Below are 22,770 nucleotides of genomic sequence, written 5' to 3'. Positions count from 1 at the left end.
ATGCTCAAATCCATTGGCAAAAAGCTTTTCGAACTTGTATTGTTCTTTCTTATTCTCTCCTTTGTCAGCTTCTGCCTGCTCATGCTTGTTCCGGGCGATCCCGTCCGGAGCATTCTCCGGGTAGATGATGTCGCGGTGTCCAATCAGCAAATTGCGGATATGCGCAGTCAACTGGGACTGGATCAACCGTTACCAGTGCAATATGGCAAGTGGCTGATTCAATTACTTCAGTTTGATTTTGGACAGTCTTATTTAACCCATCGTCCGGTATTCACAGAGTTCATGGAAAAGCTGCCTTATACACTCCTCCTTACTGGAGCCTCCCTGTTCATCATGCTGCTGATTGCTCTTCCATTGGGAACCCTGTCAGCGTTGTATCGAAATCGCTGGATTGACAGCGTCAGTCGCGTATTTTCCTTAATCGGCTCCTCGATCCCCAGCTTCTGGATGGGTCTCTTGTTTATGGAGTGGTTTGCGGTTAAACTGCGAATTTTACCGTCCATGGGAGAGGGAACCGTTTTTCATCTGGTGCTCCCTTCCCTTACCTTGGGGCTGGCAATGTCTGCTGTCTATGTACGGATGATTCGTGCTAGTCTGATCGAAAGCTCGGGACAGGACTTTATTAAGGCAGCACAAGCACGTGGAATCGGTCCGGTGCGCATCTTTTTCAGGCATATGTTCCGTCACAGTCTTGTGCCACTCATTACGGTGTTCAGTGAGAGCATAGGCAGCCTACTGGGAGGTACTGTGGTGATTGAGGTACTGTTTGCCTATCCGGGGCTGGGCAAATGGATTGTCGATGCTATTGCTGCGAGGGATTACCCGATTATTCAGGGCTATACGCTATTTATGGCTGTGTTTATCGTATGCATCAATATTTTGGTAGAACTGTCCTACCGTTGGGTTAATCCTGAAATTGCTTTGAAGGAGAAACGATTATCATGATAAAATCCATACAGGCCGAAAGCAGGCAGCTCATCAAGATGCGACTGTCCAAACCGTGGAGCGTAACGCTCTCCATCCTGTTCATTTTTGCAGCAATTGTAGTGCTTCCCCTTCTTGCCCCGCAAGATCCGTACCGTGTCCAGATGGGGAATCGACTCCAACCGATCAGTGCTATGCATTGGCTGGGAACTGACCATTTAGGCAGAGATATGCTGTCAAGGGTAATGTCAGGACTTCGGACGACTGTCGGAACCAGTTTATTAATATTGACCGTTTCACTGGTTGTTGGGGTTCCACTCGGACTACTGTCCGGGTTTGTTGGAGGCTGGATTGATCGCGTGTTCAAGCGGGTGGTTGATGCTTTTATGACATTACCTGATTATATCTTTGCCATTGTACTGAGCGGCCTGCTCGGGCCGGGCTTATTGAATCTTATTTTCGCCGTGACCGCAGTAAAATGGGTTAGTTATGCACGGCTCGTGCGCAGTATCGTTCTGGCTGAGAAGCAAAAGGATTACATTTCATTATCCATACTGGCGGGTACATCCTCCCTGCGAATTGTCATGCGACATATTCTGCCCCACGCGATCGGGAATGTACTGGTACTGGCTACGCTGGATATTGGCAAAATCATTTTGATGATTGCCTCTCTGTCCTTTTTGGGCTTGGGTCCACAGCCACCGATTCCCGAATGGGGCGCAATGCTGAATGAAGGGCGAGCATATTTTCAAATAGCTCCCCACCTGATGCTAGTTCCCGGGGTTGCTGTCTCACTCACGGTACTCCTGGCGAATGTTCTGGGAGACAAGCTTCGTGACCAATATGATGTCAAAACCCGGACGGAGGTGTGAATCGGTTATGCTGTCTATTAAAGACCTAACGATTCAGACCAAAACAAAAACGATCGTAAACCGGCTGGAGCTTGCCGTTCGTCCGGGGGAATGGTTTGCTCTCGCCGGGGAAAGTGGTAGCGGAAAAAGCATGACCGCGTCTGCCATCGGCGGTCTTCTTCCCTCTTCCGTTACAGCCAAAGGGATTATTGCGTGGAAGGAGAATAATTTACTTGCCCTATCGGCCAAGCAAATGCGTTCCTTGCTAGGCAATGAAATCTCTTATATTTTTCAAGACTATCACGGGGCATTCACCCCCTTCCTTTGTATTGGAAGCCAGTTGGACGAGCTGATACGTGCCCATGGCAGACAGGATCGTAAAGCTCGCAAACAACGCTGTATGGAGGTGCTGGAGTGTGTACAGCTTCCTGCAGAGCGTGTGTATCGCAGTTATCCGTTCCAGCTCAGCGGCGGACAGTTACAACGAGCCGCTATTGCTGCTGCACTGCTGCTGGAACCAAAGCTGCTCATTGCCGACGAGCCAACAACCGCGCTCGATACACTGACAGCCCACCGGGTGCTCCAACTCATCAACCGGATACGGATGGAAACAGGGATTTCCGTATTGTGGATCACTCACGATCTACGGCATGTCCGCAAGTATGCGGACCGAATTGCGGTGATGCGTACAGGTTCACTGGTGGAGACTGGAGAGACGCAAGCCGTGCTGGATCATTCTTCGCATCCGTATACACGCCGGCTGCTGGCGGCCATTCCGCCATTGTCTCCAGGCGCTCCCGCACGTTTGCCCTACAGCACCGAAGAACAGGACACACCAGATAGGAGCGGATCACATGGATAATGAAGCGGTACCTCCTCAGCGACTTGACATCTCCAAGCCTGTTGTCACTGTTTCCGGTTTGACGAAGGCTTACGCCGGGGGCAAAGCTGTGCTGCAAGATATCTCCCTGTCGATTTCCGCCGGAGAATGTCTGGGTGTCGTCGGGGAAAGCGGCAGCGGGAAAAGCACGCTCGCTCGCTGTATGTTGACACTGGACCCGTTGGATCAAGGCGAGCTGGTGCTAGATGGGCGTGCAGTCCGGGGATTAAAGCGAAGCGAATTAAAGCGTATTCGTAGCAGACTTGGCGCCGTGTTTCAGCATCCCGCTGCGGCTTTGAACTCCAGACTGACCATCCTGCAATCGTTGATGGAACCGCTGGATCAGCTCAAAGGCTATGTTCCCTCCTATATGACGGGTATGCCTTCGGGACGTAGAGACATGGCCGAGCACTTGCTCGGTATGGTGAAGCTTCCCTCCAGCTATCTGGATAAGTATCCCCATCAGCTCAGCGGCGGGGAAAAGCAACGCGTAACCATTGCGCGTGCTATCAGCACCGAACCAGATTTTATCGTGCTGGATGAGCCGACGGCCAGTCTGGATGTGACCACACAGGCCACTGTTTTAAACCTGCTAAAGGATTTGCAGGATGAGCTGGGATTGGCATATCTATTTATTTCCCATGACCTGGCAGCCGTGCACTTTATGAGTGACCGGATCATGGTTCTGAAAGATGGCAGTGTCCTTGAGCATTTTTCCAAGGAAGCATTATTTCACTCAGATCGCCATTCCTATACACAATCGCTACTGGAGGTTTTTTCAACATGTTGCCTTCCCACCGAGCCTATCTTACTTTAGCCATTCCTTTAATTATCTCAACGATTACGACCCCGCTACTCGGTGCGGTAGATACTGCGGTAATCGGTCATTTGAGCCATTCTGCCTATTTGGGCGGTGTGGCAGTGGGTACTCTTATTTTCAATACTTTATATTGGCTGTTTGGCTTTCTGCGCGTCAGCACATCGGCTTTTACCGCACAGGCTGCCGGGGCTAAAAATAACGACCAGGGTATAGCCGCCCTCATGCGTCCAATGGGGATTGCTTTGGTGATCGGGGCCTTGTTCATACTGCTGCATAAGCCGATTCTGCTCGCTTCTCTCCAGCTTATTCATCCTGCTGCGGATGTGGCGGCGCAGGCATCAATTTATTTTAACATTCGTATTTGGGGAGCGCCCCTCACGCTGGTGAACTATGTACTGCTCGGCTGGCTAATGGGATTGTCTCGCGTAAAGGCGACACTGCTTTTGCAAATTTCCATGAATGTCATCAATATGGTGCTGGCTATTTTGTTCACACAAATCATGCAATGGGATGTAGCAGGTGTGGCTGGTGCTACTCTGATTGCTGAGGTCTTCGCATGTGTGCTGGGTTTTGTGCTGGTGCTTCGTTCGTCGGTCTGGAAGGAATGGAAGCGCAGCGGACAGCGGGATTGGCGGGGGTGGTTTGGAGCTTCGGAGCTGAAAAACGTCATGGCAACGAACCTTGACCTTATGATTCGCACGGCTTGTCTGCTGACAATGTTTAATCTGTTTACATCGCGCAGTGCGAGTTTTGGAACTGATCAACTGGCAGCGAACGCTATTTTGCTGCAAATCCACTACCTTATGGCTTACTTTTTTGACGGTTTTGCCAACGCCAGCAGTATCATGACGGGTCAAGCCCGAGGTGCAAGGGATCCAAAAATGCTGCAAAGAGTTATTCATTTATCCTGGTTCTGGACGATTGTAACTAGCGTGCTGACGGGTGGGCTGTATTTTGCACTGAAGGAGCCGCTTATCCGTCTGTTTACCGATAATGCTACGGTGATCAGCCTTACGGATCCATATAACGCTTGGCTAGTCGCCTTTCCGTTGGCCGCCGGACTGGGACTGGTATTCTATGGTGTATTTACAGGCATGACGGTGACGTACCCGATCCGTAATTCCATGCTCATTTCATTGGTCTTCTTTCTGATCGCGCTGTTCTGGTGCGTTCCCCACTATGGGAATCATGGGCTTTGGCTGTCGTTCATCGTATTTGCTGTAGGGCGGTCGCTGTTTCTTGTGATCTATTTGCCTCGGTTGCAGAGGATATAGCAGCTTATAGTGCTGGCGGATGTGTACATGCATGGATCTATGACCGCTACGAGAACGGATCATTCTTACGATCGCTGACGCTTCTACAGAACGATTCCGTCCTCTCCGCTGGCTTTATGCTGTTTGCATCAATTATATTTTCAAACACAAAACACACCTAAATAAGTCGCAAAACCTCATGAAGGCTTGCGACTTTTCTGATTTTTGAATTCTTGTCCTTCGGCTTATAAACTGGCCACACTAAAAGCAGCGGAGAGGGTGGAACGATTGCGGAAAAGCGGCAGCGGTCGCCTTTGTCTCCAGATTTACACCGCTGAGTGTAATTGAATACATCTGGAGACAACAGCGATTGGAGCAACGTTCTGTTCGCGGAGCGTCCACCACAAACACCCGCTTTACATCATACTCAAAAGCAAAGGATGTCCCATCAACCATCTATATGACGGCGTTGGGACATCCTTTAATTTTATGGAGAAGCCATGAAACTAACGTATGCAAATACCTTATTCCCCTTGAGGAACGGTCAAGCCCAAACCTTCGGCTACACGGCGTCCGTACTCAGGATCAGCCTTGTAGAAATGTCCGATCTGACGCAGCTTGATTTCATCACTTTCCACAGGCTTCATCGCACCCACGATGTTTTGTACCAGTCGCGCCCGTTCTTCTTCGCTGAGCAAGCGGTACAGATCGCCCGGTTGAGTATAGTGATCATGATGATCATAACCCACACTTTGTGCTTCTCCACTCACTTCAAAAGGAGCGATGTTGTGCGCTGGAGACTCTTTCGGCCCACCGAGGCTATTGGGCTCATAATAGACCGATCCACCTCCATTGTCGTCACTGCGCAATGCACCATCACGTTGATAGTTGTGTACTTCTGCATGTGGTCGGTTGATCGGAAGTGAATTGTGATTTGCGCCTACACGGTAGCGATGTGCGTCTCCGTAGGCAAACAGGCGTCCTTGCAGCATTTTATCCGGAGACGCTTCAATACCGGGAACGAACGAGCCTGGAGAGAACGTTGCCTGTTCTACTTCTGCAAAATAGTTCTCAGGATTGCGATTTAATACCATGCGTCCCAGTTCGATCAGCGGGTAATCCTTTTGCGACCATACTTTCGTCACATCAAATGGATCAAAGCGGTATGTGTCCGCATCCTCCACAGGCATAATTTGCACATGAAGCCTCCATGCAGGAAAATCACCCTTGTCAATGGCATTAAACAGATCTTCGGTATGATAATCCGGGTTTTCACCGGCAATTTTGGCAGCCAGTTCTACATCAAGATTTTGTACGCCTTGCTCTGTTTTAAAATGATATTTCACCCATACCGCCTGCCCTTCGGCATTGATCCACTTGAACGTGTGGCTACCGAATCCATGCATATGTCTAAGTGTAGCAGGAATGCCGCGATCGGACATCAGAATACTTACTTGATGCAGCGACTCAGGAGATAAGGACCAGAAATCCCAAACGGCATTAGGGTTTTTCAGATGAGTTTGGGGGTGACGTTTTTGCGTATGAATAAAGTCCGGAAATTTGATAGCATCCCGGATGAAAAATACGGGTGTGTTGTTACCTACAAGATCGTAGTTGCCTTCCTCGGTATAAAACTTCACCGCAAAACCACGCGGGTCGCGTACCGTATCAGACGAGCCTTGCTCACCTGCAACCGTAGAAAAACGGATAAACATCGGTGTTCGCTTTCCCACCTCAGATAAAAAGCTTGCTTTTGTATAGGCAGATAAATCCTTAGTGACTTCAAAATAGCCGTGCGCTCCTGCGCCCTTGGCATGAACCACACGCTCCGGCACACGTTCCCGGTTAAAATGTGCAAGCTTTTCCAGCAGATGCACATCCTGAATCAATATAGGTCCGCGTGATCCAGCCGTTATAGAATTTTGATTATCACCGACAGGAGCGCCCCAGCTGGTAGTCAGGTTGGCTGGTTGTTTATTCATCATTGAAATCACCTCTTGAATGAATTGGTTGGCTATGTGCTGTAAACAAAAAACCTCCCGCCTCTAGCGCCGAACATCTGAAAAAACTAGGGGGAAATTTCAGACGGCTTCAAGATCGAGAGGTCTATTCTATTTAAACATGAATTCCATTTTAGATAATGAAGATTTCAGGAAGATTTGAAAAAGGTTTGACGAAGATTAGAGCAACAATGATTCCCTATCGAGAAAATCCAGTATATCCTGAACCGACTGGGTAATCTCCCGGCCTTCAGTGGATACGATGAGTTCAGGCTCCAAAGGTGCTTCATAAGGCGCATCAATACCGGTAAAATGGCGTATTTCTCCGACTCTTGCCTTCTTGTACATGCCTTTGGGATCACGTCGCTCGCATTCCTCCAGACTGCACTGGATATAGATTTCATAACAGCCTTCCTGCTGCAAAATATCCTTTACCATTTCACGATCCTCACGATAAGGAGAGATCGTAGCGCAAATCGTCAACACCCCCGCATGTGACATCAGCTTCGCTACTTCAGCAATACGACGGATGTTTTCTTTGCGGTCAGCGGGCAGGAAACCCAGATTGCGATTTAAACCATGCCGAACATTATCCCCATCCAAAATAAACGTGTGTATGCCTCGTGCAAATAGTGCTTTTTCCAGTGTGGAGGATACCGTTGATTTTCCCGAGCCAGACAGCCCCGTAAACCAAAGTACCGGGCTTTTATGCCCATTCAGAAGCTGGCGCGCTTGCTTGTCAACGTCTGACGCATGCCAGGTGATGTTTGGATTTGGATTCATTCAGCACTCTCCTTTTTCATAACTTATCACTGTATATGGTTTTTGAAACACGTCCCCCAGCTTTAGGAAAGACCGTGTTTAAAGGCGCTCAAGGTACGCTGCCCTGCTGTGTGATCCAGTACCGCAAAAACAATCCGGTCAAACAACAATCCATATCCTTCATCTACAAGCACTTGCTTGAACCAGACGGCAACCTCTTCCGGCTTATTGCGGAATACCCCACAGCCATAGGCTCCCAGCAAAAGATGCTCTACCCCGTTTTGCGCAGCCAAACTGAGTATGTAACGGATTCGCTCCAGCATCACTTCGCTAATCCGATTTACCTGCTCTGGCTCCCGTTCTCGCACGACTCCAGCATTAACAGCAGGTGCGGTCAGGAAAGCGACTTGATACGGCTTCTCCAGCAGCATTCCCTGATCATCCCGGAACACCGGAACATCAGGCGAATAAATCATATAATCCGAATAAAAACAGCTCCGCAGCTTCCGGTTGTGCTGGTACATTTCTTCCATTTGTGAAATACAGGGATACAATGCTGACGAACGAGCCTAGCTTTCCTCCTGTGATGGCATTGCTTACCTCTTGTGCAATATTCACTTGTGCCTGTTTGGTATTCGTATAATATCCATTCTCCAAAACAGATAGCGTTTCCTGCGCCATATGTGATCGAATATCCCGGTTGCTCCGGGGGTTCATGGTATGTTTCATGATGGCTATTCCTCCTTTTGCAAGACATCCTCACGTAGTTTCGTCAATATTTCTCCAAGCCAATTGGTGCCTCGCCATGATTTGCGGTTCCGTATGCGGGCATCATTTTCAGCCAATCCTACACCCCAAATCGTGTCCGTCGGACTGGCCTCAACCAGTGTAGTTCCTTTCGTTTTGAGCAGGTGCTTAAGCAAATTCGGATTTTGCGTAAATTTGGCGTAGTTGCCGTCATACACAAATTGTCGGCAATTCGCCTCCCACAAGGATTGATCAAATCCGCGCACACTACGGCCACGGGCTTTTTGCTCCCGCGAGGTAGGGGTTTGCATAATTTTACTGGCTGCCTCTTCATCCCCAAAAAGATGTGCTTTTTTAAACATCATATATTGCTCTGCGCAGTTGAATTCCAATTCATTTACGGTAAACACAGAGGGATACCATTGCGAAAATGGCGACTGATTGCGATAAAAAAATGTAAACTTTTCCACGTTAATTCCTCATTTCATATTACTTCATGCTACATAAAACGCGACCGGGGCTTGAATCGGTATAACTTGGACGGACGATGTCCGGCCGCCTTTCTATATTCATTCGTCTCTTCCACAAGTTCGGCTATTTTGCGACGGAAGGCTGCGGCCAACAGCTCCTTACCCAGAATAATTTCATATACCTGTTGAAGCTCGCTCAATGTAAACAGGGCTGGCATCAGGTGGAAAGCGATATCTGTATATTCTATTTTGCTGCGCAAACGCTCAATTCCATACACAATAATTTTGGCATGGTCAAAAGCAATTCCTTGGGATTTCAGCACTTCTCGCTTGACCTCAATGGTTTTCCCCTTGAGAATTTCAGTCACTTTTACTTTGGCTGACAGGTGAATATCCCCATGCTTCAATGTAATGTTAATGTCTTGTTCCCATCTGTAACCGTCCGACTGGTTCGTCCGCGTCTCCTGAGCCACACTGTAGTCCAACTCAAACCATTGGGCATCCGCAGCATCATCTCCGGCTTGTACCTCCAGTGAATCGTGGTCTACCAATGCCATGTAGGCGCAACTGATGACCCGCGTACGTGGATCACGTGTTACATCTCCCCACGTATATAGCTGCTCCATATAAATCCGGTCTACATTCGTTTCTGTCTTAAGCTCACGTCGTGCAGCCTCTTCCAGGCTTTCATCCATCCCTACAAAGCCGCCTGGCAACGCCCATTGTCCCAGAAACGGATGCTCCCCCCTCTGGATCAGAAGCAACTGGAGTGTCTTCTCAGGTAGCTTGCGGTAATTGTGCTGAAGCTGATCCATCACGGTAAAAAGCAGCATATCTACCGTTACCGATGGACGCTCGTACTGATTGGCATCATATGCGGCCAAAAATTGTTCCTCCGACAAGCCGTTATGATTGTGCTTCGATATATCTGTCACTTGCGTCACCTACCTGTTCATATATGGGTAATAGTCGCTTTCTAAATCAAGCAGCGAAAACAGCTTATGTAACATTCTTTTATTTTAACTCAATGATAAAAACAAGATGTTAATATCAATACAATAATATATAATTCCAGCTTCGTCAACAGCAATCCTATGTCTCAAAAAAACCAAAAGAGAAACCCTGGTCTTGTATAGACTGGGTTTCTCGACAAGCTAAGTAAAGCCTTCTTTATTCATACCAAAGATCATTCGTTTCAACTTCTTGAAGACTGCTCAAAAACGATTTTGAGTTGTCAACATAAAGTTCAGTGTCGATATAGTACAGTTTTTTATCGTTTAAGCATTGATCAATATAATCTGCATTCAATATACTTTTATCCTCTACATTGGCGGCAAATGCCTGCAACTTGGGAAGCGCGGTTTTCTGATATTCAAGCCATGAATGATGGAATCCGGCTGGTTCTTCCAAGCAATAGATGTCATGATACAACACTTCGGCAATCCCCTTCTTCCTGAGATAGTCCGATGAGAAAGGCATACTTTTGAAGTAACGACCCGTCATCGCGAACACGCGATAGCTCCAATGAGGAGCACCGTGATTAGATTGGCAAAAAAGGTTCAGAAAGAATACGGAATAGTGCATTTTAATTGTAATAATCTGGTGTTTCTTCACTTCCGAAACAATCCGATCCGCCATCCGACTATCAATGATCTCATCGAAGTCAGCCAGAATGATCACATCATCATCCTCGACCCTATCCCGCAAGATAGAGGTACTCCTGTTTCTTTGACAAGCCTCATTATGAAATGCGCTGTTGTAGCTGAGCAGACGCCAATACCAACGGTCAAAGTTATCCGCACCACAGGTGGCCACATCAAAATACAATTGATGCTTCACGGGTTCACGAAACAGATCATCAGCATGAAATGGATGATGAATCACCTTCGGGCCAAGATAATTTGAATTGAAGTTGCGTGGCTTATCTAAATAACTGAAAGTCTTGTTAGCTTCGACCACATGCAGCTCGTCAATCCAGCGGTCATTTTCTCTTATTTTAATATCTGCAATCCGATTTTCATTAAAAAAAGGACAAAATTCGTATATTTTCATAACCGGAAGCTCCCCTCTACTATCGTAGTGTACGGATGAACATTGATACTGCGACAAAGATGCCCGGAAATTAAACGTACAAGCTCGGCGATGGTCTGGTCTTCATAGTGCAGTGAACTGTAATAGCAGGTTAAACTTAATCTATCGTGTTTTAAGCTTGCCGTCATATTTAACCAGTAGGCGGAGGGATTGTCGGCCGCATTGGTATTCCCGACAGGAACAGCCAAAGGCTCATAAAAATCGTCGGCTAGCCCATTTATTTCCTCTGATTGGTAATGGAAAAGCATGTGTGTTTCGTCTTTTAGTGACTCCATATTGGGATAAATATCCTGTATCATATATCGTAAAATAAAGTAATCCAGTCCTTCAGATGGAATATGCTGCAACGTGTGTTTGACATGTTCTAGAATGATTTCCCAATTATTTGAAGGCTCCTCTTCGGGAATCTGGATTCGAATGGGATAAGCTCCGGCAAAAAAACCGATCGTACGATCAATCACAACCCCCGGCAAAAATGACTCGCGTTGATAAGACATCACATGCAGCAGCAAATCGGCTTGCTTTTTCAATTGGTAGCAAGCCTGTGACAATGCTGTTAGTATCATGCTAAGCGGTGTAGTATGCTGCTTGACAGCCAACGCTTTTAAAAGGCGAATTTGTTCCTCTCCTTCAAGCAAATCTTGCGTTATTGTTGTCATGTGACGGTGGAGAGGCTGGATCTCCGAATCCCTGTCGACCTGTAAAGACTCACCACCTTCTACAACCTTTCTCCAGTAAATTGATGCTTTAGAAGAAACGTCTTTCGCCGCATATTGTGTCAACGCCATGCACCAATCCTGATAACTGCTTTCCTCCTTCCCATGTAACGTCAAATCACTCCCCATTCCCGGCAAGAGAAGATGCTTCAAATCCTCTAAAAAAATGTTTATGGATATGCCGTCAAAAATTAAATGATGGAACAGGAGCAATATCACCTGCCGTCTCTCTTCGCAATAGTGATCAAACAGCACGACCTTCCATAAAGGACCCTCCTCGATGTCAAATTCATGCTGAACCTTCGCGCAGTAATCCGAAATGTAGGTATCATGTGACCCTGGGATCGCTTGCAGCTGCACGTAGGAAACAACCTGTTCCACACTCATTTTCTGCTCATACTGATACCAATCATCATGATCCAGTTGAGCAAATGACAGCCGTAGGGCCGCATGTTTGTTCAATAGTACCTCCAGCGAAGCGTTCAGTAATTCTCTGGGAATATATTTCTTGAGCAGAGCCAGGTAAGGCACATTAAACATGTTGCGATTTGCCAGATCTCTTTGAAAAAAACGTTTTTGTACGGCAGACAGCGGAAATCCATCATCCGGGTATACTTTTGTTGTAGACTGAATAGTTGGGATATCCATATTCGGACTAATAACAGTGGCTGTATCCGCCACTCCCCTGCTCAATGAAAGGGCCAAGCGTTCAATGGTCTGCTCGCGAAATATCTGGTTGACTGTAACCGAATAACCATTTTTTTGCAGTAGGCTGGCTATACGCAGCGCAGAAAGCGAATGTCCTCCCAACGCGTGAAAGTCTTCATCCTTGCGGATGTGATCAAGCTTCAGAACCCTGCCCCAAATCTCTTCTATTATTTGTTCCAATTCGGTTTTTGGTCCAGAATTTGATTTTTTATCGCCCCTATGGATTTCTGGCAAAGGAAGCTTTTTACGATCGATTTTCCCGTTGACCGTTAATGGGAACGTCTTCAGCCAAACGTAACGAGAGGGTAGCATATAAGATGGAAGACCGTCAGCCATAAAAGTATGAAGCTGTTCCTCCCGCTCTTCCTTTTCCGCTGTATAGTAAGCGATCAGCCGCATATCCCCGTGAATCTCGCGGGCAACGACCAGACAATCTTTTACGACAGGGTAGCCGCCAAGACGGAACTCGACTTCTCCGGGTTCGATTCGATAGCCGCGAAGCTTCACCTGATCGTCAACCCGTCCAATATATTCGATATTACCGTCTGGCAACCATCTCGCCCGATCTCCTGTGTGGTAGAGAACTGGATTTACTCCTCTTTCACGATCTTTGGCAGAAGTATATGGATTTGGAGTAAACGCTTGCTGTGTCAGCTGGTTTTGCAGCCAATATCCCCTTGCAACCCCGTCTCCTCCCACATATAATTCCCCGACTGCTCCGACAGGCTGGACACAGCCCCGTTTGTCCAGAATATAACAAGTTGAATTACTAATGGGCCTGCCAATGGGTATATCCTGCTCAAAAGGCTCTTCGATCCGATAGCTCGTCGAAAACGTGGTGTTCTCCGTTGGACCATATACATTGAGAATCGAAAGCTCTGGATAGGCAAGCCGGATACGGTTTATATGTTTAACCGATAAAGCTTCACCACCTACAGCCAGCCATTTGAGCCCAGCAAACATCTTTTCATTTTCTTCAATCCATTGATTGCACAATGCGGAGCTTAGCCATAGTGTATTAATTTTCCACTCCTTCATTCGATGCTCCAGCATATGGATATTTAGAAGATCATCTTTTGAAACTACATACAGATGGCCTCCATTCAGCAATGTTCCCCAAATTTCAAACGTAGAAGCGTCAAAAACAGGCGAACCCGTATAGAGCAACCTGATGTCAGAGGAAAACGGGAAGTAGCTGGTGTTTTTGACCAAGCGGACGACATTGCGATGTTCTACCATCACGCCTTTGGGTTTTCCCGTCGAGCCTGATGTATACATCAGGTAAGCAAGGTCGCTGGGAGCATTCATGTTCTCCTTCTCTTCTTGTGGTACAACTCCAGACTGGTCAATATGCTCCGTATAAATCAGTTTTAAACGGATTCCCTTACAGGCTTCCGAGATACTTTCTGCCCCTTTCTGTGAGGTGATAATGGTGTCCAGTCTGGCATCCTTGATCAATTCGCGCGTTCTTTCTGCCGGAAAATCGGGATCTATGGGAACATAGGCACATCCTGTTTTCATGATCGCCAGGATGGAGACAATGAATTCGAGAGAGCGCGGCAAGTAAACCCCGATAAACTTCCCATGACTGTCGGTATCATCCGTTAGCTTATTGGCCATGTACTGGGACATTTGGTTGAGGGCGTGGTAAGACATTACCTGATTATGCTCAATTATAGCGGGCTGTGAAGGGCGTAGCTTCGCTTGTTCATGGAACAAGTCAACAATGGAACTCTCCCTAGGGTACTCTGTATACGTATTGTTCCAATCGTAGACGACTCGATCATATTCATCCTTGTCTATTAAACAAACGTCTCCAACCGCGCGATCTGGATATTCCACTGCATATTGCAATGTATTTAGCAGATGCTCAGCTAGGCGACTAACCGTTGCTTGCTTCAAGCGATCTGCATCGTAAATCAACTTGATAGTGATCTGTTCCCCGTCATTGGCAATGGTGATAGTCATCGGGTAATTGGTTTTCTCTCGTTCCTTCATAGCTGACAACTCCAACCCATGTTCAGGCTGACGGTAGTCGTTCATATAATTCTCGAAGGCCACGATGCTGTGAAAAAATGTATGTCCTTGGATGGCACTCCAGCCCTTCAGTTCGTTCAGGCTCACATAGCAGTAATCGTTCAGCTTTTGAATCGTTTGGTGAAGCTCCTTAACATATTCGGTAATGCTCTGTTCCACGTTCCAATGCATAACCAGAGGAAGCGTATTGATCAACAGGCCCGTAATGTGGTCTGCTTTTGAAAGATCGGATCCTCTACCGGACACGATCATGCCGAATACGGTTACATCTGCATCATGATAGACTTGCAGCACTTTCCCCCAAGCGAACTGTACCAAGGTGTTTAGTGAAATTTGCGCTTGTTGTACAAATGCCGCGATGCGCTTGGTCATGCTTGAATCGATATGAATGGTCTCAATCTGTTGCTTCTCAATCGGTTGATGCACATCAGTAAGCATGCCTCTCTTCCCCATCGGCAGGAGGGTTGGCTCCGTTAGGTCGGACAAATAATCTTTCCAGAATGACTCAGCTTCTGTTCGATCTTTATTGTTCAGCCAACGAATGTAAGTCTCAAAAGAGCGAGACAGGCTATGCTGCGGCACCATGCCTTTTAAGCTGCAATCATAGATTTCATGAACCCGATTCAGCAGCAGCGGCAGGCTCCAACCGTCCAGCAAAATATGGTGGTAACTCCAGATCATTGTCCATTCCTCTGGGGTAGTCTGAATCAGTGTTATGCGGTACGCAGGCTGATGCAGATCGAAACGCCGATTACGATCCGACGTTGCCCATTGTTTGATATACTTCTGTTGCTGATCTGGAGACTCTGTTCTAAAATCCAAAAAAGTCCAATCCAATTCTACATTTCGAAGGACACATTGTATGGGCTTGTCCAATTCTTCCCAAACGTAACATGTCCGTAAGCAATCATTTTCAGCAATGACGTGGCTCCATGCTTCCTGGTAACGGTTTACCTCCAGCCTGCCGTGATATTTCCAGCTAACCTGTACGAAGTATTGATCGGAAGATGGATGATCTAAATAATGGAATAGCAGACCTTCCTGCAAAGGACTTAAATGCATCATTTTATTCAGACCATACTGCTTAGAATAGGTCTTTACGATCTGATCCAGCGAATGCTGCTCCAGTGACACCGATGGAAAATCACTTGGTGTAAACTCTTCGTAATTAGCCTGGCTGCAATGCTCGATGATAGAAAGCAAACGTGATATGAAAGTATTTATCAACTGAGTAGTGGTCGTTTCTTCATAGTGACGTTTGCTATATTTCATGAACAAATGCAGTTGTCCATGAACGATGGAACAGTTAAGTTCCAACAGGCTTGTTCCATGATTAAGCGGTGAGCTATGGTCCTGTGCTGCTTCACGTGTAAAACCTATCCACTGCTCTAGCCCGCTCGTATTTGTCTGATCGAATTGACCCAAATAATTGAATAGAGCCTGTGGCTCGGAAGCTGTTAGCTCGGAACGGACTTCTTCGTTCGGATGGCAGTATCTCACAGCACCGTATGACATGCCACGGTGAGGAATAGAACGTAACTGCTCTTTGACAGATTTAATCGTCTCCCCCAAGCTGCAATTGTCCGTCATCCGAATGCATACCGGAAACATTGAGGTAAACCAGCCGACGGTTCTTGTCAGATCCATATCGGCTACAAAATGCTCACGTCCATGACCCTCTAACCGAAACGCGATCGTCTTCTGCCCAGACCAAGCGGAGAGCGCCAGCGACCAGGCCGTAAGCAGCAGATCATTGATCTCGGTATGATATGCCTGGGAGCAATGGTACAAAAGTAGCTGCGTATCGTTGGGAGTAAGCATTGTAACCAATTCCGAAGATTCACTGCTCATTTTATGGTCCACGCAATGGTCTACCGGCAGCACAAATGCTGCATTTTGGAGCTGTACTTTTTTCCAGTAATCTATATGACTTAAAGTATCTTCATTTTTGGCATAATTCATCATTACGGACTGCCACTTTTTGTACGGATTTGAAACAGGTGACAACTCGGTACCTTGATACAATTGATCCAATTCCTGTACCAATATTCTCCAGGACACGCCATCAATAACCAAATGATGAATCGTCATAAAAAAGCGGACTTGACCGTCAGGGTGACCCTGGATTACCCCTGCATAAATCATTTGGCCTGTCGCGTAATTCAGTTGTCTGTTCCATGCATCACATATGCTTGAAATTTCAGATTCGGGATCAGCAATTTGCTGAATGGTGTGACTGGCAAGTTGAATGGTGGTATCCTTTCGGTAGCGCTGCGAATATCCATGCTTGCCAGCTACGAACTGCATCGAGAGCTCTGGATGAAGTCTGATCAATTGTTTGATGGCCGTTTCCAGCTTTACGGGATCACAACCACGGAGTAGAAACAGCTGGGATTGATTGAAATAATGCGGTTCTTTGAACTGCTGCTCGAAAAACCAGTGCTGGATCGGCGTCAGACCAAATTCGCCTGTCAAATCAACCATACTATCTTCCTTCTTCTCACGTTCTGTCCAAGTAACCACAGCAGCTAATTCCTTGATAGTTGGATGCTCTGCAACTTGTCTTGGAGTCAGCATCATACCGTGATCTCTGGCCATAGAGACGACCTGAATGGCAAGGATTGAATCTCCCCCGGCCGCGTAAAAATGATCGTTTACACCGATATCTCCTCTTTTTAAAATTTGTCGCCAAATGCAAAGCAGTCGCTTTTCGAAACTGCCCTCCCCTGCTTCCGCAGCATTCTCAGCAGGGACAAATAATGTGGTCGGATCAGGAAGAGCTTGACGATCAACTTTCCCGTTTGTATTTACGGGGATTGAATCCAACTGACAAAAATAAGCAGGAACCATATAAGCAGGTAAAATAGAGCTTGCATACTGGGCCAATTCAGCCTCAGTCAGCCTTTTTAAGGCAGTATAGTAAGCCACCAGTTTATGGAAGGACTCGTCCTTCCAGGCTCGAACGACACATTGACGGATGTCAGGGTGCAGGCGAAGCTGATGCTCTATTTCACCCAGTTCGATACGGTAGCCTCTGATTTTAATCTGTTCATCACTACGGCCGATAAATACCAGTTCACCATCTGGCGTCCATTTCACGATGTCCCCGGTTCGATATAACCGCTCGCGCTGTGAATACTCATTTCCGATGCTCATCTCTTTGTGAACAAAACGCTCCTGGGTCAGCTCCTCACGATTCAGGTATCCTCTGGCAAGCCCTATGCCGCCCACCCATAATTCACCGGGAACACCGACCGGCACAGAATTATCAAATGGATTGAATACAAACAATCGTTTGTTATAGGCGGGTTTGCCAATCGTGATTTCTGCCTCTGGTTTGCATACCGAGGTGGAACATAAAATCGTCACTTCGGTGGGTCCATAAGCGTTCACAAAAAGTCGTCCTCTTCCCCAATAATTCACAATATCAGGCGTACAGGGTTCTCCCGCGGATACGATTGTATGCAGTCCAGGTAGTTCTCTTGGTTTCATGGTTCGCAGCACAGACGGCGTCAGCATGGCAATGTGGATATTTTTCTCTTCGAGTACATCTGAAATATCCGCATAAGGAGGCAGCTCCTCATTCGACAACACAACAAGTGTCCCGCCTACTGTCAACGTTCCGATCCATTCGTAGACCGAAGCGTCGAAACTGATGGAAGCGAATTGCATAACTCTGGAGTCAGGGGTAATACAAAACTTTTCAACAAGGTAAGGGATTAACGTAACCAGTCCGGCGTGCTCAATAAGCGTCCCCTTCGGATTTCCAGTGGAGCCGGATGTGTAGATGACATAGGCCAGGTCGTTCTGTTTAACCTGAATATTCAAATTCTCGTCGGGATGATCGTTCTGCTGCACCAGGCATTCATCTACACAAATAAGCGAATGCGCTTTCATACTCATTTGATTCATAGATGGATTTAGCTTATTTACCAGTTGGCTGTGCGTGATAATCATTTTGGCCTGCGCATCTTCTAAAATAAATCGAACCCGTTCTCCAGGATATTGGGGATCGATCGGAAGATAAGCGGCCCCTGCCTTCATAACTCCTAGTATTGTCGGGATTACATCTGCGCTTCTATCCATAAAGATGGCAATCAGCGTGCCGGGTTGTAAAGCGTTCTCCTCTCCTGCGGAAAACGACTCTAGAATCACGCGGCCGATTTGATTAGCCCGCTGATTTAACTCCGAGTAGGTCAGCTTCTGCCCTTCAAACTCCAATGCGATTGCATCAGGAGTTCTGGCAGCCTGCTCCTCAATCAGTTGAACCACAGTTTTATCCAAAGGATATGCTTGTTCCGTATCATTCCATTGTTGCATCTGCTCGTATTCTTTCGTTGTCAGTATGGGGTGAAGGAGTACCGCTTTCTCCGGAAGATGGAGTGCATTGGCCAGTAGTATCTGAAAGTGGCCTGCGAGATTAGCGATCTGCTTTTTACCGAAATACCTGCTATCATAGTGTATTGCGCATTCTAATCTTTCCGAACCATAACGGTAGCAGAGCGCAATCTCTGGCGGATTTATACCATATAGAGGAGCTAGTGCTTTTGTGCTCGAACTTGAATGCGAGAGATCACCACAAGTTTCTACGATGCCCACATTGAAAAAATCTCCATCTATTTCTGGTGGGGAATCCACTTTCATGTACTGCGAAAGATCCTCACTCCACTCACTGCTGCTATCTCGCTTATCCCAATTTGCCTTTATTCTTTGTATCAAGGAGAGAAGATGATCTTCCTTCTGAATATGGATAAAAAGCGGATAGTCCTGACGACGTTGTGTCCCCTCTCTGTCTGATAACATGGAATATAAAACAGGTACTGTATATTGATTGGCATAATGGGATAAAAGCACAGACCATATGGCTGCGATAAAAGAAGGCATACCCAACTGATGCTGCTGTACAAACTCCATGATCGTTTTGACCTGTCTTGTTTCCAAACGAATATGGTAAAGGACTTGATCTTTGTCTTCAGTCTGTCTGGCATCCCCTCTTCGATGGGAAAATAAAGGCAAGTAAGGTTGGATCACTTATTGAACCTCCCCTTTCTGAGATGCTATACTGGCAGCCTGATAAAAAGCAGCCCTGACTTCCTCAACCCCAATCTCGTAACTGCACCGCATTGAAAAAATAAGACCGTCTGTGTAGGAGGAAGCGATGCAGTTGAACAGCGAATAGATCGGCAGCGGATTCGGTTGCTTTATGACCGTATCATCGTAAAATTGGCTACACTTCAACCCTTCCTTTGCGCTATTGGCCAAATAGTTAAACATGAATACATCTAGCTGCTCATACTGCTTCCCAAACTGTACAAGTGTTCTGGCACGTTCCCACCTGTTTTTGTAGGCAGGTCCTGTAAGCAGGTTCATAAAATTAATTGTGTGGCGTTTTAATAAATCTAGCCTGCTTCTGACAGACAGCAGCATTTCATCCGGGTTCTGCTTCATATCCATCAGCATAGGCACAAAATCAATAAACTCACCGACCGTGTTATAATACGTCGCCTCATCGTACCTTCTTCCATCATATAAAAATAACAATGGCAACTGGTCCATACCTAAATAAATTTGCAAGCCCCTTGTAAAGACAGAGAGCGCAAACTCCAAGGATGGGTTTTTAGCCGGGATGCTCACGCTAAACAGATAGGCTTCTGTGCTCGTTCTTAGCTTCGGAGTTTGTAGCAGGTCCTGCTTGCTTTGCTGGAACGCTTCCAGATGAAATTCGGATATCAATGCCTGTTCAGTGATTCCGCTGGGCCCGCTTTGGATTTGTTCTACATAATCCTTATAGGGCTTTACTTCATCCGTAGGAAGGGATCCGTTTTGAAGCAGACTCCTATAGCAAGCCATTACCTGTCGTTCAGCTACTTCCGAAGTCACCCGATCGCATATCGCATGATGATAAATCGTAATAACAACATGCTCACGCAGATTTCGTTTTAGCACAAACATCTGAAACAGAGTACGCTCTCCCGTGTATCGGGTATTCGTCATGTAGTCATTAATCATTTCCATAAAGGGGCCATATGGATTGCAGTCCGTTACGTCGAGGATGGTGAGTGTTGGCAAATCGGCGCCGGGAAGGACGTATTCCCTCCAATACGTCCATTCATCTCTTTGTACAGGAATGCTTCTCAGTAATCCTTGACTTTGTACAAATTGAGCATAAGCCTGATTCAAAAAATCATAATTCACATACTCGTCCAGCCTAAATAGGCCAATACTCGGCGGTGTATGAAATGAAATTTGCATTTGTTGAATTCCACTTAACGGATATTCTTGTGCCACTTGCCCCGTTTTAACCCACTGATCACTTTTTAAATAATCGTCTTCCAGTTGCTCGCGCAACTTCGCCACCTGATCCGTGTCCATGGTTTTCAAGCCCAGACGCTGGACAAACTCCTCTTCATCGATGACCTGGTATTGATTATCCATTTTTACTTTTTGATGCAGTGGTACAATATAATGCGGCTGCAGTTCTTTAACGACTTTCCCGTTCATGATCCGCATGACAGGATTAACGTCGTCCACGGAGTTCAAGTAAAGCACCCGAATATCTCTCACTTCGTGAAGAAAATCCCGCACTTGGTACTTCACCAGATCGTACACGCCATCTGTTTCTTGGTGCAGCCAGGAAATCAACTCTTGCTTGGTTTCTATAGTGCCCTGCTGCTTCAAGGTTCTTTTACTATCTTGAGCCGATTCTAGATAAGCAGCGAGCGCACGGATCGTCTTATAGTGGTAAATATCTGTCAAAGTGGTATGATATCCAGCCCCCTCCATCCTTGACATTAGCGTAAGCGCATGAATAGAATGTCCACCAAGGTCGAAGAAGCTGTCTACAACGCTGAACTGCTGAATACCTAATACATCCTGCCAGATTTCCATCAGCTTGGCTTCCAGCCCTGCCTCAGGAGAAATGTTTGCTGCCATGGTATGTCCATTGTCTTCAAAGGACAACAGTACCTTGCGATCCAGCTTTCCATTCCGTGTCAGTGGCATCTGCTCTAATTGCATAAAAAAAGAGGGGATCATGTAATTCGGCAGCTTTGCAGAAAGCGTGTTTTTAATTTCATCTGCCGTCAGCCTTTGGCTGGCCCTAAAGTACGCTCCTAGTTGCTTCTGTCCGTTCCCATCTTCACGCACGATAACAACCGCTGCTTGTATATCCTTTATTTTTAATAGCTGTGCCTCAATTTCCCCTGGCTCAATTCGGTAGCCCCGTATTTTCACTTGCTCGTCGATCCGGCCGATATATTCAATGTTTCCGTCCGCCTGCTCTTTTGCCCAATCTCCGGTTCGGTACAACCTGCCCCCCGGCACCCCTGGAAACGGAATAAACCTTTCCTCTGTCAGCTCTGGACGGTTCAAATAACCTTTCACTAATCCATCGCCAGCGATGTACAGTTCTCCTGCAACTCCTTGTGGCAAAGGATGCTGGTCATGATCCATGATGTAAACCGACGTATTGCTGATGGGTTTACCGATCGGTACGGTATTTGCTGCTTCATCCAAATGATCAATCCGGTAAAACGTTGCAAATACCGTACTCTCGGTCGGTCCGTAGACATGAATTAAACGGCCAGAGCCCAGACGGGCAAATGCTTTGCGCACATGGCTGACCGACACCTTTTCACCACCGAATAGCAAGGTTTCAAGTGTGGCAAAGCAATCCGGATCAATATCCACCAATGCATTAAAAAGTGCTGTTGTGATGAAGCATTTTGTAATCTGTTGTGTCCGCAGTACACTCGATAGCTCACGTGCATTCATGATGTGGGCTTGTGGGGTCAAAACGAGGGTGGCTCCGTTGAGCAGTGCCCCGTAAATGCCAAATGTAGAACCATCGAACGATAAACTGGCCAATTGCAATATCCGATCCTTTGCCGCGAATCGGATGTAATTTGTCTCTTTGACAACACGTGTAATATTGTAGTGCATCGTCAGGTTTCCCTTCGGTTCGCCCGTAGAGCCTGACGTATACATAATGCAGGCTAGTGCATCTGAGCCATGAATGGAGGTGAGATTCCCTGTTTCTTCCCTGTTATTTCGCTTGTCCGACAAATCCAGTACAGGAACGTTGAGCTCCACTTGTTGCTCAATTGGTAGCCGGGTTAGCAGGAGCTTTGCGCCAGAATCTTTCAGCATATAGCATATACGTTCCTTGGGGTATTCCGGGTCAATCGGTACATAGGCTCCCCCGGCTTTTAAAATCCCGAAAATACCAAGGATCATTTCCAATGAGCATTCGGCCATTATCCCGACGGGGTCGCCTTTATTTACGCCTTTGTTCCGCAGAACCCGGGCAAGCTGATTAGACTGTTTGTTCAGATCAGCATACGTCAAGTGCTTGTCTCCCAATACAACGGCCACTTGCTCAGGTGTGCGCTCGGCCTCCCACTCAAACAACTGATGAATCGTTGTATCCCGCGGGTAATCCGCTAACGTACCGTGTAACATGCTCCGCCTCATCTCCTTCTCCCATTAACATTCATACGATTTAAGGTTTGC

14 protein-coding genes are annotated in these 22,770 nt (G+C 46.8%); 5 read left to right on the top strand and 9 right to left on the bottom strand.

Translation table 11 applies throughout. From position 1 onward, the window contains the following. From nikB to ACWXW9_RS01950, 5 genes are read left to right on the top strand one after another with little or no spacing between them, the layout of a single operon-like run. Positions 1-945, top strand: a complete 945-nt coding sequence (gene nikB / locus ACWXW9_RS01970) for a nickel ABC transporter permease (protein ID WP_494928034.1) — start codon at positions 1-3, stop codon at positions 943-945. Further along, positions 942-1,796: a nickel transporter permease gene (gene nikC, locus ACWXW9_RS01965; RefSeq protein ID WP_494928033.1), complete on the top strand. Its 855-nt coding sequence runs from the start codon at positions 942-944 to the stop codon at positions 1,794-1,796. Before nikB ends, nikC begins: the two co-directional genes overlap by 4 nt. Positions 1,797-1,803: 7 nt before the next feature. Continuing rightward, positions 1,804-2,637 carry an ABC transporter ATP-binding protein gene (locus ACWXW9_RS01960; protein ID WP_494928032.1) on the top strand — a complete coding sequence of 278 codons (834 nt, stop codon included), beginning with the start codon at positions 1,804-1,806 and terminating at the stop codon, positions 2,635-2,637. Continuing rightward, positions 2,630-3,472 carry an ABC transporter ATP-binding protein gene (locus ACWXW9_RS01955; protein ID WP_494928031.1) on the top strand — a complete coding sequence of 281 codons (843 nt, stop codon included), beginning with the start codon at positions 2,630-2,632 and terminating at the stop codon, positions 3,470-3,472. The genes ACWXW9_RS01960 and ACWXW9_RS01955 overlap by 8 nt, the downstream gene beginning before the upstream one ends. Beyond that, entirely contained in the window at positions 3,439-4,749 is a 1,311-nt protein-coding gene (locus ACWXW9_RS01950; protein ID WP_494928030.1) for an MATE family efflux transporter, read from the top strand. Before ACWXW9_RS01955 ends, ACWXW9_RS01950 begins: the two co-directional genes overlap by 34 nt. 503 nt (positions 4,750-5,252) lie before the next feature. On the opposite strand, the gene katA is transcribed toward ACWXW9_RS01950, so the two are convergent. The 9 genes from katA to ACWXW9_RS01905 form a co-directional block, all read right to left on the bottom strand. Beyond that, a complete protein-coding gene (gene katA / locus ACWXW9_RS01945; protein WP_494928158.1) occupies positions 5,253-6,710 on the bottom strand; it encodes a catalase KatA in 1,458 nt (485 codons plus the stop codon). Positions 6,711-6,908: 198 nt separating this feature from the next. After that, a complete protein-coding gene (gene cysC, locus ACWXW9_RS01940) occupies positions 6,909-7,511 on the bottom strand; it encodes an adenylyl-sulfate kinase (protein ID WP_494928029.1) in 603 nt (200 codons plus the stop codon). Between the two features lie 62 nt (positions 7,512-7,573). Further along, on the bottom strand, positions 7,574-8,014 hold the full coding sequence (locus ACWXW9_RS01935) for a TIGR02452 family protein (protein ID WP_494928028.1): 441 nt from the start codon (positions 8,012-8,014) through the stop codon (positions 7,574-7,576). Next, positions 7,950-8,219 (bottom strand): hypothetical protein, encoded by a 270-nt coding sequence (locus tag ACWXW9_RS01930; RefSeq protein ID WP_494928027.1) that lies wholly within the window; start codon positions 8,217-8,219, stop codon positions 7,950-7,952. The genes ACWXW9_RS01935 and ACWXW9_RS01930 overlap by 65 nt, the downstream gene beginning before the upstream one ends. 5 nt (positions 8,220-8,224) lie before the next feature. Continuing rightward, entirely contained in the window at positions 8,225-8,707 is a 483-nt protein-coding gene (gene ybiA, locus ACWXW9_RS01925) for a riboflavin biosynthesis intermediates N-glycosidase (RefSeq protein WP_494928026.1), read from the bottom strand. 29 nt (positions 8,708-8,736) lie between these two features. Then, positions 8,737-9,642, bottom strand: coding sequence for an NUDIX hydrolase (locus ACWXW9_RS01920; RefSeq protein WP_494928025.1), 906 nt, complete (start codon positions 9,640-9,642; stop codon positions 8,737-8,739). Between the two features lie 235 nt (positions 9,643-9,877). Beyond that, positions 9,878-10,759: a hypothetical protein gene (locus ACWXW9_RS01915; RefSeq protein ID WP_494928024.1), complete on the bottom strand. Its 882-nt coding sequence runs from the start codon at positions 10,757-10,759 to the stop codon at positions 9,878-9,880. Further along, entirely contained in the window at positions 10,756-19,290 is an 8,535-nt protein-coding gene (locus tag ACWXW9_RS01910) for an amino acid adenylation domain-containing protein (protein WP_494928023.1), read from the bottom strand. Before ACWXW9_RS01910 ends, ACWXW9_RS01915 begins: the two co-directional genes overlap by 4 nt. Further along, positions 19,291-22,719: an amino acid adenylation domain-containing protein gene (locus ACWXW9_RS01905; RefSeq protein WP_494928022.1), complete on the bottom strand. Its 3,429-nt coding sequence runs from the start codon at positions 22,717-22,719 to the stop codon at positions 19,291-19,293. Positions 22,720-22,770 lie beyond the last annotated feature (51 nt).

The organism is Paenibacillus sp. LT-B23 (assembly GCF_059417685.1).
The sequence above is the reverse complement of the archived record's forward strand: the minus strand, read 5'-3'. Positions and strand labels throughout refer to the sequence as shown.